This is a genomic window from Thalassotalea montiporae (assembly GCF_053485855.1).
Window position 1 is genome coordinate 550,631 of record NZ_JBQRUO010000001.1, and the last position, 14,429, is coordinate 565,059.

Genomic DNA, 14,429 nt, shown 5'->3' on the forward strand with positions numbered 1-14,429 from the left:
ATAACATGGAGCAGTTACAAACACTCTGGATGTCCACAGGTCTTGCCAACTTTGAAGTTGGCCAGATCGTTATGATGCTCGTTGGTTGTGGCTTATTGTATTTAGCAATTGCGAGAAACTTTGAGCCGCTGCTGCTTTTACCTATGGGCTTTGGCGCGATTTTAACTAATATCCCTGTCGCTGGCTTCTCTGAAGTTGGTGGCCTACTGCATTATGTTTATTATGCAGGGATCGACACGGGCATCTTCCCGCTGCTGATCTTTATGGGCGTTGGTGCGATGACTGACTTCGGTGCGTTAATTGCTAACCCTAAAACCCTGTTTTTAGGTGCCGCTGCGCAGTTTGGTATTTTTGCTACCCTGTTTGGTGCAATTGCCTTAAACGCCATTCCTGGATTCGAATTTACGCTACAAGATGCTTCAGCCATTGCCATCATTGGTGGTGCTGACGGCCCTACGGCGATCTTCTTGGCGTCTAAATTAGCGCCTGAATTGCTTGGTGCTATTGCGGTTGCGGCATACTCATACATGGCGTTAGTACCTATTATTCAACCGCCAATTATGAAGCTATTCACTAATGAAGAAGAGCGCAAAATTGAAATGGCTCAAATGCGTCACGTGACCAAAATAGAAAAGATTATCTTCCCGCTGGCAGTACTGTTAATGGCGATTTTCTTCTTGCCAGCAGCAACGCCACTGGTTGGTATGTTCTGTTTAGGTAATTTGATGCGTGAATCAGGCGTGGTAGATCGCTTAAGCTCAACTGCGCAAAATGAGTTGATCAATATCGTCACCATCTTCTTAGGCCTAGGTGTTGGTTCGAAGCTAAGTGCAGATGCCTTCTTAAATGTAGAAACGTTAGGTATTTTAGCCTTAGGTGCGGTGGCATTCTCGATTGGCACTGCGTCAGGCGTATTGATGGCGAAACTAATGAACAAGCTGTCGAAAGAGCCGATCAACCCACTGATTGGTGCAGCGGGTGTTTCAGCGGTACCGATGGCTGCACGTGTGGCGAATAAGGTTGGTTTAGAAGCAAACCCACACAACTTCCTGCTAATGCATGCGATGGGACCAAATGTTGCTGGTGTACTTGGCTCGGCAGTTGCTGCGGGTATTCTGTTAGCACTTGTCGGTTAAAGTAACTGGCTCTATGAGCTAAGCTGATAAATTAATAAACAAAAAGCCCAAGCCCCACGCAATACTGCTTAGGGCTTGGGCTTTTTTATGTATTGTGCTTTTTTCTAGGAGAGAGGAGCTAAGGGTGTAGCTTAAAAGTTTGCCAGTCGTTGTTCGTTTGGTCATTTTTTTCAAAACACAGCCTATCGTGTAGGCGGCTTGCACGGCCTTGCCAAAATTCCATGTAATGTGGTTTTACGCGCCAACCGCCCCAGAACTCAGGGTGTGGAACATCTTTACCTGAAAACTCTTGTTCAAACTGCTGTACGCGTTCCTTAAGCTCATTGGGGTGAGTGAGTTGTTGGCTTTGTTTGGATGCCCATGCGCCCACTTTACTGCCGCGGTCGCGGCTGTTGAAGTAATTAGCTGATTCTTCCATGGTAGTTTTTTCAACGGTACCTTCAATACGTACTTGGCGTTGTAAGACATTCCAGTGAAATAACAAGGCGACCTTTTGATTGTCTTCAAGCTCATGGCTTTTGCGACTGCCATAGTTAGTGTAGAACACGAAGCCTCGCTCGTCGAAAGATTTCATTAGCACCATACGCGAGCTTGGCTGGCCATCTTTACTACAAGTGCTAACCGAGACTGCTTCAGGTAATAAGATCCCAGATTTATTGGCATCATTAAACCAAGTGTCAAATAGGGCGATTGGATCGCTGGCATCATCAAATTCAGGTAATGACAGGGCAACCCCTTGGCCAAAAGTAAATAAACAACGAATTTTTTCTAGGAAAGTCATAATGATAACAGCAATTAATGGTTGAGCTTATTTTAGCAATTTAGCATGCTGGATTACCACAATGAAAGTGATAAGCCAGTAGCATAAATTACTTAATGTAGAATGCAATTATACTACTGGCAGAAAGGGTTTTTAGTTCATCTGCGCCTAATTCATCTGCATATAGTCAAATGTTAAGTTCGTTAGTAGTTCAACACCTAACTTCATGCCGCTTTCGTCAATTTTAAACTCTGGCGTATGGTGACCCGGTGCTTCATCTTCTGGAATATCGCGGCTTTTGCCACCAACGAATAAATACAAACCCGGCACTTTTTCTTGGAAGAAAGAAAAGTCTTCAGCACCTGTTACAGCTTTGGTTGCTACAGCATTACCTTCGCCAGCGGTGGCGACTAAAGTTGGCAGCATAGTTTGCATAAGTTTTGGATCGTTGTAAGTGATTGGGTAGCTGTAATCTAGTGGTAACGTTACTTCTGCAGTGGTATTCATACTCGCCGCAATGTTGGTTGCTTTGCGATGCACGGCTTCGTGAATATGCTTGCGAATATCAGGGTTTAAGCTGCGAATGGTGCCGACCAACTCAACTTCGCTTGGAATGATGTTCGAGCGATTACCGCCGTTAATCATACCAACAGTGACAACGGCTGCGCTGTCAATAAGCTTAACTTCGCGGCTAACAATGGTTTGTAAGCCCATAATTACTTGCGCAGCCGAAACAATAGGATCAGCGCTTAACCAAGGATAGGCACCATGTGACTGCTGGCCTTTGATGACGATGCGGTATGGGTCAACCGCTGCCATAATGCCTTCTTCTTTGTATTCTACGGTGCCGACATCTTGACCTGAACTAATGTGTAAGCCAAAAATAACGTCGACATCTGGGTTTTTGAGTACGCCTTCTTTAACCATCACTTCAGCACCGCCAACTTCACCGCGTGGTGCGCCTTCTTCAGCTGGTTGGAAAATAAACTTCACTTTACCGGTTAATTGGTCTTTCTTGTCAGTAAGAATTTTGGCGGCGCCCATTAGCATGGCAATATGGGTGTCGTGACCACAGGCATGCATCACACCGACGTCTTTACCTTCATGCACCGCTTTGACTTTAGACTCGAAAAGTAAACCTGTTGCTTCTGTCACTGGTAAGCCGTCAATATCGGCTCGTAGCGCAACCACTGGCCCAGGTTTACCTGAATCAAGTACGGCAACAACGCCTGTTTTTGCGATGCCTGTTTGTACATCTAAACCAAGCTCAGTTAAATACTTGGCAATGGTTTTAGCTGTTTCGAATTCACGATTAGAGAGTTCAGGATGTTGATGGAAATGACGGCGCCACTTGATAACTTGTGGTTCAATTTTGGTTGCCATATCGGCGACGTCTGCTTTAAACGAGCTCGTATTTGCTACGGCGGTTTGCAATGATGAGCAAGCAACAGCAATGCTTGCAGCTAATAGAAGTTTTTTCATGTTGAAGTTGTTTTTGTTGTTGAAGATAGCTTAACCATACTGCAAAGCGCTGGTGTTTGCTAACCATCTATCTTCGATATTGCGCGAGTTATCGATTAAACCTCCCAGTCGTCTGAGTTATCCAGCAGTTGCTTTAGGCGTTTCTCTTCGAGTAACTCGTCAATGCGTTTACGTACTTTTGACTCTTTAATCGATTGCTCATTGCTCGCTAAGTCTTTTTCGTAGTCTGGTAAATCGGCTTTGTGCTGTGTGTGCTTGCTGTCACGATAAGTCATCTTTATCTCACCCATTGGCAGTAGTTAACAGACATAAAAAAGCCGACAATGCCTTAAAAATCAGCATGGTCGGCATTAATTTGAAAATAGGCAACAAATTTGGCTTTTTCAAATAAAAATGAAAAGGTTTGTTAATTTGTTAGCACTATACTGTGTTCGTAAAAGCCCTCTAGCTTAGTTAGCTTATGCTTACCAAGCACTTGTCTAATATCTACCAGCCTTCGACTCCTTGCATATCAGGCAGGCGATGAGCGATCCCTTTGTGGCAGTCAATACAGGTTTTTTCACCACTGGCCAATGAGGTTGAATGCATTTGCGCGGCGCGCTGACTTTGCACGCTAAAGTCCATGTAATCGAAATTATGGCAGTTTCGACATTCAAGCGAGTCGTTCGCTTTTAATCTTGCCCATTCGTGTTCAGATAAGCGTTTGCGATTTGCCAAAAACTTCTCACGGGTGTTAATTGTGCCAAATATTTTGCCCCACACTTCTTTTGAAGCCTGCATTTTACGAGCAATTTTATCTGTCCAGTTATGCGGCACATGGCAATCTGGACAAGTGGCCCTAACACCCGAGCGGTTAGTAAAGTGAATGGTTGTTTTTAGCTCTTCATAAACATTGTCTTCCATTTCATGGCATGAAATACAGAATGTTTCGGTATTCGTTGCTTCAAGGGCTGTGTTAAAACCACCCCAGAAGATTATACCCGCGATAAAACCACCGAGTGTTAGAAAGCCTAAACTGTAATGAACGCTTGGCTTTCTAATCGTCTGCCATGCTTTTACTAGGATATCTTTCATCTAACATCTCCTATTTTTGCTCGCCGCTATTAACTTTCTGCGAGGTGAGTGTGTGCATATCAACAAAGCTATTATCAATGAGTGGCTTAGCTTCAAATTGATTAACATGGCATTGATTACAGAAATAGCGACGCGGCGACAGCTCAGCCAAGAAGTTTCCTTCTCTATCCATAAAGTGAGTGACACTAACCATCGGAGCTTGTGAGTCTTGAGTGCGCTCGCGGCTGTGGCAAGACATACACTTATTACTATTTAGGTTCACTTCGTAATTACGCGTGGTGTGCGGAATAACCGGTGGTTGCATTGGGTAATTACGTGTTTGTTTAATATCGCTATTAATCACATTTGGAATTTTCTTGGTTGACTCTTGTGTGTCAATGGCTGTGCTGTGTCTTAGCGTGGCGATGTTGCCATCGTCATTAGCTAGCGCTTGCGCACCGAGCGAGCTAAGCAGCACAGATAAACAACAGATAATGAGTTTTTTCATAATTTTGCTCCTTATGCTTTCTCAATGCGAACCGCGCATTTTTTAAAGTCGGTTTCTTTAGAGATGGGGTCGGTGGCATCAAGTGTCACTTTGTTCGTTAGGCGGCTAGCGTCAAACCAAGGCATAAACACTAAGCCAATTGGTGGTTTGTTACGGCCTCGGGTTTCAACTCGGGTTTCCACTTCACCTCGACGAGAAACAATTTTCACCGCATCGCCTCGGCGCAGCCCACGCTTTTTAGCATCGTCAGGGTGCATATAAACCAAGGCGTCTGGCATCGATTGATAAAGCTCAGGTACACGTTGTGTCATCGAACCAGAATGCCAATGTTCAAGCACTCGGCCTGTCGATAGCCACAAATCGTATTCTTTATCTGGGAACTCTGCGGCTGGCTCATAAGGCAGGGCGAAAATAATCGCTTTGCCATCTGGCTTACCATAGAACTCAAAGCCCGAACCTGGTTTAACGTAAGGATCTGAGCCTTCTTTAAAGCGCCATAAGGTTTCTTTCCCGTCAACCACAGGCCAGCGCAGGCCGCGCTCTTGGTGGTATCTATCATAAGGAGCTAAGTCGTGCGCTTTACCGCGACCAAACGAAGCGTACTCTTCAAACAGCCCTTTTTGAATGTAGAAGCCAAAATCACGGGCTTCTTGATTCAGTCGGTCGTCAGGTACTTCGCTTAGTGGGTATTTGTTGACTTGGCCATTGGCAAACAGTACTTCAAACAAGGTTTTGCCTTTGTAACTTGGGTTTTTATCTAAGGTTTTCTTTTCCCACACATCGTCGGTTTTAAAGCGCTTTGAAAACTCAACAAGTTGCCATAAATCAGACTTCGCACCTTCTGGCGCTTCTACCATTTGATACCAAGCTTGCGTGCGGCGCTCAGCGTTACCGTACGCACCTTCTTTTTCCACCCACATTGCAGTTGGTAAAATTAAGTCAGCAGCTTGTGCTGTCACGGTTGGATAGGGGTCTGAGACAACAATAAAGTTTTTCGGGTTGCGATAACCTGGGTAACCTTCTTCATTGATGTTGGCTGCCGCTTGCATATTGTTGTTACATTGCACCCAATAGAAATTGAGCTTGCCATCTTTAAGCATGCGGTTTTGCAGCACGGCATGGTAACCAGGCTTTGGTGGAATAACATCTTTTGGCAGTTTCCATTTCTTCTCAGCAATTGCGCGATGTTTTGGATTCTTCACTACCATGTCTGCCGGTAAACGGTGGGCGAAAGTACCCACTTCACGCGCAGTGCCGCAAGCAGATGGTTGGCCAGTCAATGAAAATGGACTATTACCCGGCGTAGAGATTTTACCCGTCAACAAATGAATGTTGTAAATCATGTTGTTGGCCCACACACCACGAGTGTGTTGGTTAAAGCCCATGGTCCAGAAAGAACACACTTTACGATTTGGATCGGCATAGAGCTCTGCCAGTTCAATTAGCTTGTCTTTGGGTACATGAGAAAGCTCTGACGCATACTCTAGTGTGTACTTGCTGACAAACTTAGCGTACTCATCAAATGAAATCGGTTTTGAACCACCCGCTTTGGTATTGTTCTTCGCTTTTCTCTCTAGCACGTGCTCAGGGCGTAAACCGTAGCCAATATCTTGGTTGCCCATGGCGAATTTGGTGTGCTTGTTAACAAAGTCATGATTCACTTTGTTATTTTGGATGATGTAATTAGCAATAAAATTCAAGATGGCAAGATCGGTTTGCGGTACGAAAATCATACCGTTATCGGCCAAATCAAAGCTGCGATGTTCAAATGTTGATAGCACAGCCACCTTAACATGTGGCGCACTTAAGCGACGATCGGTTATGCGGGTCCATAAAATCGGGTGCATTTCCGCCATGTTGGAGCCCCATAGCACCATAGCATCTGTTGCTTCAATGTCATCATAACAACCCATTGGTTCATCAATACCAAAGGTACGCATAAAGCCTGCAACCGCAGAAGCCATACAGTGACGAGCATTCGGGTCAATGTTGTTTGAACGAAAGCCAGCTTTCATTAGTTTCGAAGCAGCGTAGCCCTCATGCACTGTCCACTGGCCAGAGCCAAACATGCCAACGCCAGTTGGGCCAACATCTTTTAGCGTTTGCTTTGCTTTTTCTTCCATCACATCGAATGCTTTATCCCACGTGATTGGCGTAAACTCACCATTTTTGTCGTACTTACCGTTTTTCATGCGAAGCAGTGGTGTCGTTAAGCGATCTTTACCGTACATAATCTTGGATAAGAAATACCCCTTAACGCAGTTCAGCCCCTTGTTGACTGGTGATTTAATATCACCATGGGTGGCAACAACTTGACCGTCCATCACACCCACGTTAACGCTACAACCTGTACCGCAAAAACGACATGGTGCTTTGTCCCATTTGATTTTGGTGATATCACTGGCAGTGATTAAGTTGGAAGCTTGTGCAGGTATGGAAACTCCGGCTACCGCAGCAGCGGCTGCAACGGCATTAGCTTTAATAAATTCTCGGCGATTTAGTGTCATCTTAGTTCACCTCGGTTGTTACTGGCGCTTGTGGCTCAGTGAGAAATTGGTGGTAAACCGGCGAAATGCTTAAAAACTCGTCGGTTAGACGGATTTGATCCACGATTTTGGCGATAGCCTTTTGGCTAGTAGCCTCAACGGTAAAAACGATTTTTCCTTGTTCGCTATGGCCATGAACCTCACAGCCTTGGTAGCTATTAACAAAATGGCTTAATGCTTCAACCAACTGTGGTGGTGCTTGTGCAACAAAGCTGGCGATATGGTATTCGTTAGCCTGACCTGTTTGTTGGTCATTTGCTTTTTGGTGGTTAGCTTGCTGGTGATTAGCGTTGGATTGGCTCATGGTTGAGCTCCTCAAATTGAGATGCTGAATAACCAGCACTGTTAGTATTGTGGTTGATGGCAATTGCTTTTTGCGGGCAGGTGGAAATGCAAGCGCCACAGAGCGTGCAATCGTCGTTCTTAATAACGGGTACTGGAATCGCGCTGGTAATAAATTGAAAGCTGATGGCGCGGCTGTCACAAACATCGCGACAGCTTTGGCAGTAAACTTGGTTAGTCGCTAAACAGCTGCTGTTGATTTCAATGTCGGCTGGCCATGGTCGATTGGCTTCGCGATGTGCTTGTGCGATGAATAACGGCTGGTCGCACTGGCGCTCACATTCACCACAAAAGGTACATTCCGCTTGACTAAAATCAAGAAATGGAAAGCCCATACGGTCGCGTTTGATAACTTGTGTTTCACAGTGCTCAACACACTTATTGCATTGTGTGCAGGTCGCGGTAAAAACCGCTTCGCTAGCTGTCCACGGCAAGCGTATTGGGGCTTTTTCTACTTGAGCTTTAAATCGACCTTTTAACAGTTGTCGACGTGCTCGATTAGCAACTTGTTCCATCACCATTCACCCTAATTTGCAACTAAGCGTTATTCGTAAAAGTGCTTAGAATGGGAGTTTAGGAAGTTGGTGGCCCAGTTAAAATTTGTGATATCCAGACGATAAAGCCGTAACCGCCGACAATCATCACAGCCAAAATCGGACCGAGAAAAACAGCAATAAAAATGAAAAGGTTACGCTCGTATTTTTTTTCAAGCGCTTGCTCTTGAGAGTTAGTGTCGATATTCATAACCTGTGCCCTTGGATTGAATATGCAATCAGTCTAATAAAAGTTGAGCGAACAAAACTTGATCTAGATTAAATAGTAAAACGTATGTGTAAGTGCCCACTTATAATCTAAGTTTTATTACTAGCCGCTAGTACATAGATTTAAGTTTAGATTACAATGTCAGCTTTTCACGATTTAAATAAGTACTAGTAAATTAAGCTTATTTATCAGATGCCTAGATATTTTTGTTATCAAGTTAATGTTAGAAACTTCTATCTCCAAAGGTTTTACCGAATTCAGCGCAGGTTTGGTTGACGCTCGTCATCGCGGTGCAATTTTTTTGTCCGGCAGTTTTTCCTGGGCGGTAGATTGGTATTTCAGGCATCACACTTGTTACCAGATTCAGACTCAGAATCAAATTCAAGACCAACTCTCAGAGAAGATTAACGAGGCTAAACAAGCTGAACCAACCAAGCTTGGTGCAATATTTTGCGAAGCAGCAAGTGAACCGTTAAGTGATATCTTCTGCGCGCAATGGCGCGCATTCAATAAACTTGAAAGTGGTGATGAGCTACCAATTAACTTTATTACGAGCAAAACATATCGACATCACCTAGGGCGCGAGAATCACGCTATTTTTTTTGCCGACCCAGCATTTAACCTAGATGCGTTCGCCGCGTTAAGTGGCACGCTTGTCGCGGGTGGTATTATGTATATTTGGCTTGGTGATGAACCAAATGTTGATGAAGCTGAGCAAGTTAATACTTCTAACTTTCTTCGGCGACTGAAAGCATATGCGGCTGCTCAACAAGGTATTTACCATATTTACCAAAGCCAAAGCCAAAGCCAAACTGAACACGCGATCTTTGGGCGATATTCAAAAGATGAAAGTGCAGCGCTCGGTAATGAAGAAGACGATGAGCAAGACAGAGTAAAAGAGCTTGTAAAAGACAAAGCAAAAAATAAATCATCTGATCAATTCCCTGTTGCAAGAGAAGCGGGACTACCGTCAGATGCTCTGTTACCAGCCATAAAAGCGCAAGCGACTGCTGAGCAGTTGATTGCCGTAAAATATATCGAAAAAGTATTAACGGGCGGGCGTAATAAACCTTTAGTGTTAACCGCCGATCGAGGACGAGGAAAATCCACCGCTTTAGCACTTGCCACCGCGCAACTGTTTTTTTCTAGCAAGCGAGCTTTTGCCAGTGAGCGAGCGCTTAATATCGTCATCACTGCGCCACATAAAATGGCACTAGGCATTTATTTTACTCAGCTGCGCAAGCTGTTAGATGGTTCGCAGGAAAGTAAATATCACATGAGTGATCATCAAATTACTTGGCGACAACACAGCTTAACTTTTATGGCCGTGGATGAGTTGTTGCGCAGTAAACATCATTCTAAATCTAACCCTGACTTATTGCTGGTTGATGAAGCCGCTGGAATTCCGGTATATCTGCTCAATAAGTTAGTGGCGCAGCATCACCGCATCGTTTTTAGTTCAACTATTCATGGTTATGAGGGAGCCGGTAAAGGGTTTACTGGCAAGTTTATCCCAATGTTGTCAGCTAAAGGCTTGCAAGTAAAAACGCTGACCTTAAACGAACCTATCCGTTGGGCAAATCATGATCCGCTTGAGCAGTTAATTTTCAAGACTTGTTTGCTAAACGCGAGTTTGGACGAGTTAGATGTGTGTGCTGTCAAAGAGCAAGGCTTCGCACCTGAGTATCGCTATTTTACCGGCGATGAGCTTGCTCAGAATGAACAATTGCTAGTGCAAGTATTTGCGATTTTAGTGACGGCTCACTACCAAACCAAGCCAAGCGACTTAAAGCTACTGTTAGACGATCCTAGTATTACAGTTGCCGTTCAGTTGTTTCAACAGCAAGTGGTCGCTGTTGCTTTGTTGATTGAAGAGCAAGTGGTTGATAAAGCGCTTCATAGCGCAATCGTTAGCGGTCAGCGTAGGCTCAAAGGGCAATTAATACCGCAATCACTTGCGCAACAAAGCCAGTTACCTCAAGCGTTAGAGTTTCGCTATTTAAGAGTGATGAGAATTGCGGTTCATCCAAGTGCGCAAGGGCTAGGCTTTGGCAGCGCATTGATAAAAGAAATAAAGGGTTATGCTCAGCAGGCAGGTATTGATTTTGTCGCAACAAGTTTTGCAGCGTCTTCAAATGTCGTTAACTTCTGGCAAAAAAATGGTTTTACGCCGGTTAAGCTTGGCTTTAATCGAGATGCCTCAAGTGGTGAGCATTCTTTAGTGATGCTTAATGATACGAGCTTACAAGTTGCGCAACAAAAATTTGTACAGCAAGTCTCTGCCGAATTTTATGAAGCACTTAGTTACTGGCTAGCAGATGAATTTAGTCAGCTTGATTATTCATTGGTGATGAAACTTCTGGCCATAGCACCTAAAAGTAGCCTGTCGCCAATAACAGCTCGTGATTGTGAAAAGCTGCTCGCCTTTAAAAATAATGCAAACTTGTATCGACTTGCTCGGCCAAGTATTGCTCGCTGGATACAAGCATCTATTGCAAAGGTTAGTGTTGCACAAATTAACATTGATCATGGTAACGTTGACCAAAACAACCTTGCTCAAGAAGATAAAGCAAAACAATTAGCCGCGCTCAAACCCATGGTTGCCAAATGTTTAATGCTTCATCAAGATGGCGATATTTGCCAGCGCTTTGGCTTTACTGGCAAAAAAGCCCTTTATCAGCACTTTCAACAGCTAATAAAGCTGAGCTAGCGCTTATTACTGTTATTACTTCAAGGATTGCCTCAAGGGTTGTTACAAGGACTGCTGCATATGCCATTGCCAGTACCTTTGCATGCGCAAGTATTGGCAGTGTTTCTGTTTAATTGCTTGGCACTCTTCATGGGATAAAATTCGGCTTAAGTAGTAGTTAATGTATTTTACAATCTGTGTTTCTGGTGAGGTTTGGTAGCTCAGTAAAAGTACCTGTAGCCATTGCTCCATGATCGATAGTGCTTTGGTGTTGCTTTCTTTTTCTTCATGAGTATTTTTGATAGTGGCTTCATGAGTGCCTTTATTGTCTTGACTAACTTTTTGCATTGAACACTTCATAAGCTCACCTCATCAGTATCAACACTACTATTAAGCAGTGATAACCAGAGCACTTTTTTGGCATTAGCATCTAAGCAGCGACAGTCGTTCCCTTTGACTTGTCCTTGATAAATAAGCTGCATCAGTAAATCACTCGACATCTCTATTTTGACTTTCGCTGGTATTGCGGTATGAGTTGATGGCATAGTTTCGTTACCCTGTTTATCTCTTTTTTAATAATCTAGCTGACAAAATTATTTTTGTAAATGATAATTATTATCATTTGTTGCTTTGTAGTTCAGCTAAGTGATAGCCATTGACAATGAGGAAGGAATGCAACCGATTTTAGAGGTTAAAAATTTAGTCAAACAATATCGCGAATTGTTTGCGGTTAATGATGTCAGCTTTGCCATTGAAGCTGGCCAGTGTTTTGGATTACTGGGCCCCAATGGGGCAGGTAAAACAACCACTATCGAAATTATGGAAGGCATTATCAAGGCCAGTTCAGGGCAAGTGCTTTATCAAGGGCAACCCGTTACTTCGGCGATAGCGCAACAAATAGGTATTCAGTTTCAGCATACCGCGTTACAGGATTTTTTAACGGTAAAAGAAACGTTAGATTTATTTTCATCGTTTTATCAGCATTCGTTACCGCATGAGACACTGATAGACCTGTGTGATCTGTCGGAATTTTTAAACCGCGACAACCGACTGCTTTCCGGCGGTCAGCGTCAACGTTTGTTATTGGCATTGGCCTTAATTAATGATCCAGAAGTCGTGTTTTTAGATGAGCCTACAACGGGGTTAGATCCACAAGCTCGACGCAATTTTTGGCAGCTTATCCAAAATATCAAAGCGCAAAATAAAACCATTGTGTTAACCACCCATTACATGGATGAAGCCGAGCAGTTGTGTGACCAGGTAGTCGTGATGGATCACGGTAAAATAATAGAGCAAGGCACCCCAAATGATTTGCTCAACAAGCATTTTGGCCATGTTTTTGTGTACCTACCAACCGAGCAAGTACCTAGTGAATTGGTAAGTGAGCATAGTTGGCAAGTGAACAATGGCAAAGTTGAAATCGTTAGCGAGAATGTTGAATCAACGTTAAGCATGCTTATTGCCAAACAGGTGCCATTGGAACAACTACAAGTGAAATCAGCTAACTTAGATGATTTGTTTTTAAAACTTACCGGCCATTCTTTGCGGGAGTAGTGATGAATTTCAATCGATTTTTTGCCGTATTTAAAGCACGTAATTTAGAGTTTTTCAGAGATAAGTCGTCGCTCGGTTGGAACCTTATTTTTCCAGTATTGCTCTTGGTGGGGTTCGCCTTTGTTTTTAATGACGACAACAAAGCGGTTTATAAAGTGGGTCTGGTGTTATCGGACACAGCAACTCAGCCTGAGCATGCTTTTTTAGCCGTCAAACACATTGAGTTTATCGAGTATGGTGATATAGAAAAAGCGAAACAAAAGCTAACCCGCCATAGTGTTGACCTGTTGATTGACTTCGACAATCGCGAATACTGGCGCAATGAGTTATCTACGAATAGTTACTTCACCGAAAAGCTCTTTCTCGCCGAGGAAGCTTCTTTTAGCGCAAAGACAGTAGCGGGCGAAGCCATTCGTTACGTCGATTGGGTGCTACCAGGGATTTTGGGCATGAACATGATGTTTAGCTGCTTATTCGGGGTTGGCTATGTGATTGTTCGCTATCGTAAAAACCATGTTCTCAAACGCTTAAAGGCAACGCCGTTGTCGGCATTAGAATTTGTCTCAGCACAACTACTCTCTCGCTTGTTTATTGTCACCTTTATGTCGACCGTTGTGTTTGTTGGCTGCAACTTTATGTTTGACTTCTACATGCTGGGTAGCTACGTAGACTTGCTTATTGTTGCTATGCTGGGGGCGATGAGTTTAATTACATTGGGGTTATTAGTGGCTTCGCGCAGTAAAAGTGAAGAGTTAATTGGTGGTTTGTTAAATTTAACTTCTTGGCCAATGATGTTGCTCTCTGGTGTTTGGTTTAGTTTAGAAGGAGCACCGAAAGAAGTTCAATGGTTTGCTGATGTGTTACCGCTTACCCATTTAGTCAGTGCCGCGCGCGAGATCATGACCGAAGGCGCAACCCTTGTCGATGTTAGTTACCATGTAACTGTGCTCGCGATTATGACCAGCGTGTTTTTGGCATTAGGGGCATATTTGTTTAGTTGGAATACTGATCGCTAGCGGTCAGTGGTTGTATACAAACGACTAACAAGCGAGATTAGTAACGCTCGATAATTTGCTGGCGCAGCCACTGGCTTGCGCTGGCGGTATCATGAAATCGTTTTTGTAGCCCTTGCTCTACTTGCTGCTGTGCGTGGTGCTGTTGAGCAACCGAAATATTGTAGACAGCAGACATTGATGGCGAGCAAACAACGGCTTTACCAGCAAAGCTCGGCATGTTCAGCAATTGTTTATTGTAGCGATTAGAAACTTCAAAAGCGCCTGGAGTTGCGCCTCTAAAGCCAGAAGTATCGATTAAAATACCAAAGGGCTTGTGGCTGAGTTTATTTACTTGTGTCGCAACACAATCAATGTACTTGGCAGCCGACTGCTCATTAGCTTCACCACGTAGGATGATACTTAGAATATCTTCTTCTATCGCTAACTGAAACTTTCCGTGAGCAACATTTAAAATGGCTGATGAGGTAGACAACTTACTTACTTCAATTACATTTGATTACAAACTAAAGGCGAAATTTACCTCGTATAAATTCGTTAAACAAGCTTTATTTTTTAATATTTACAGCCTGTTAACACCTTTA

General features: G+C 43.7%; 16 protein-coding genes. 4 read left to right on the plus strand and 12 right to left on the minus strand.

The window, feature by feature from the left end; all coding sequences use genetic code 11:
- Positions 1–5 precede the first annotated feature (5 nt).
- Complete coding sequence (locus ACSLUR_RS02300) at positions 6–1,136, plus strand: sodium ion-translocating decarboxylase subunit beta (protein WP_115999149.1); 1,131 nt, start codon at positions 6–8, stop codon at positions 1,134–1,136.
- A gap of 118 nt (positions 1,137–1,254) precedes the next feature.
- On the opposite strand, the gene pdxH is transcribed toward ACSLUR_RS02300, so the two are convergent.
- The 9 genes from pdxH to napE form a co-directional block, all read right to left on the minus strand.
- A complete protein-coding gene (gene pdxH, locus ACSLUR_RS02305; RefSeq protein WP_448551423.1) occupies positions 1,255–1,917 on the minus strand; it encodes a pyridoxamine 5'-phosphate oxidase in 663 nt (220 codons plus the stop codon).
- Between the two features lie 147 nt (positions 1,918–2,064).
- Entirely contained in the window at positions 2,065–3,378 is a 1,314-nt protein-coding gene (locus tag ACSLUR_RS02310) for an amidohydrolase (protein ID WP_448551425.1), read from the minus strand.
- Positions 3,379–3,473: 95 nt separating this feature from the next.
- Entirely contained in the window at positions 3,474–3,653 is a 180-nt protein-coding gene (locus ACSLUR_RS02315) for a PA3496 family putative envelope integrity protein (protein WP_147301926.1), read from the minus strand.
- A gap of 211 nt (positions 3,654–3,864) precedes the next feature.
- On the minus strand, positions 3,865–4,452 hold the full coding sequence (locus ACSLUR_RS02320; RefSeq protein ID WP_115999153.1) for a cytochrome c3 family protein: 588 nt from the start codon (positions 4,450–4,452) through the stop codon (positions 3,865–3,867).
- A gap of 10 nt (positions 4,453–4,462) precedes the next feature.
- Positions 4,463–4,939 (minus strand): nitrate reductase cytochrome c-type subunit, encoded by a 477-nt coding sequence (locus tag ACSLUR_RS02325; RefSeq protein ID WP_448551428.1) that lies wholly within the window; start codon positions 4,937–4,939, stop codon positions 4,463–4,465.
- Between the two features lie 11 nt (positions 4,940–4,950).
- The gene (gene napA / locus ACSLUR_RS02330; RefSeq protein WP_448551430.1) at positions 4,951–7,446 is read right to left on the minus strand and encodes a nitrate reductase catalytic subunit NapA; all 2,496 of its coding nucleotides are present in this window, start codon (positions 7,444–7,446) and stop codon (positions 4,951–4,953) included.
- 1 nt (position 7,447) lies between these two features.
- Positions 7,448–7,789 carry a chaperone NapD gene (locus ACSLUR_RS02335; protein ID WP_448551432.1) on the minus strand — a complete coding sequence of 114 codons (342 nt, stop codon included), beginning with the start codon at positions 7,787–7,789 and terminating at the stop codon, positions 7,448–7,450.
- Positions 7,770–8,342 carry a ferredoxin-type protein NapF gene (gene napF / locus ACSLUR_RS02340; RefSeq protein WP_448551434.1) on the minus strand — a complete coding sequence of 191 codons (573 nt, stop codon included), beginning with the start codon at positions 8,340–8,342 and terminating at the stop codon, positions 7,770–7,772. Before napF ends, ACSLUR_RS02335 begins: the two co-directional genes overlap by 20 nt.
- 58 nt (positions 8,343–8,400) lie before the next feature.
- On the minus strand, positions 8,401–8,571 hold the full coding sequence (gene napE, locus ACSLUR_RS02345; RefSeq protein WP_115999158.1) for a periplasmic nitrate reductase, NapE protein: 171 nt from the start codon (positions 8,569–8,571) through the stop codon (positions 8,401–8,403).
- A 238-nt stretch (positions 8,572–8,809) separates the two neighbouring features.
- Here napE and ACSLUR_RS02350 point away from each other — a divergent pair, with 238 nt between their 5' ends.
- The gene (locus ACSLUR_RS02350; RefSeq protein ID WP_448551437.1) at positions 8,810–11,299 is read left to right on the plus strand and encodes a GNAT family N-acetyltransferase; all 2,490 of its coding nucleotides are present in this window, start codon (positions 8,810–8,812) and stop codon (positions 11,297–11,299) included.
- 42 nt (positions 11,300–11,341) lie between these two features.
- Here the strand turns inward: ACSLUR_RS02350 and ACSLUR_RS02355 are convergent, their stop codons facing one another.
- Both ACSLUR_RS02355 and ACSLUR_RS02360 read right to left on the minus strand, forming a co-directional pair.
- Positions 11,342–11,638 carry a hypothetical protein gene (locus tag ACSLUR_RS02355; protein WP_448551439.1) on the minus strand — a complete coding sequence of 99 codons (297 nt, stop codon included), beginning with the start codon at positions 11,636–11,638 and terminating at the stop codon, positions 11,342–11,344.
- On the minus strand, positions 11,635–11,823 hold the full coding sequence (locus tag ACSLUR_RS02360) for a hypothetical protein (protein WP_448551441.1): 189 nt from the start codon (positions 11,821–11,823) through the stop codon (positions 11,635–11,637). The genes ACSLUR_RS02355 and ACSLUR_RS02360 overlap by 4 nt, the downstream gene beginning before the upstream one ends.
- Positions 11,824–11,950: 127 nt before the next feature.
- Here ACSLUR_RS02360 and ACSLUR_RS02365 point away from each other — a divergent pair, with 127 nt between their 5' ends.
- Both ACSLUR_RS02365 and ACSLUR_RS02370 read left to right on the plus strand, forming a co-directional pair.
- Entirely contained in the window at positions 11,951–12,832 is an 882-nt protein-coding gene (locus tag ACSLUR_RS02365; RefSeq protein WP_448551443.1) for an ABC transporter ATP-binding protein, read from the plus strand.
- 2 nt (positions 12,833–12,834) lie between these two features.
- Complete coding sequence (locus tag ACSLUR_RS02370; RefSeq protein ID WP_448551445.1) at positions 12,835–13,848, plus strand: ABC transporter permease; 1,014 nt, start codon at positions 12,835–12,837, stop codon at positions 13,846–13,848.
- Between the two features lie 37 nt (positions 13,849–13,885).
- Here the strand turns inward: ACSLUR_RS02370 and ACSLUR_RS02375 are convergent, their stop codons facing one another.
- Positions 13,886–14,320 (minus strand): hypothetical protein, encoded by a 435-nt coding sequence (locus ACSLUR_RS02375; protein ID WP_448551447.1) that lies wholly within the window; start codon positions 14,318–14,320, stop codon positions 13,886–13,888.
- Positions 14,321–14,429: the final 109 nt, after the last annotated feature.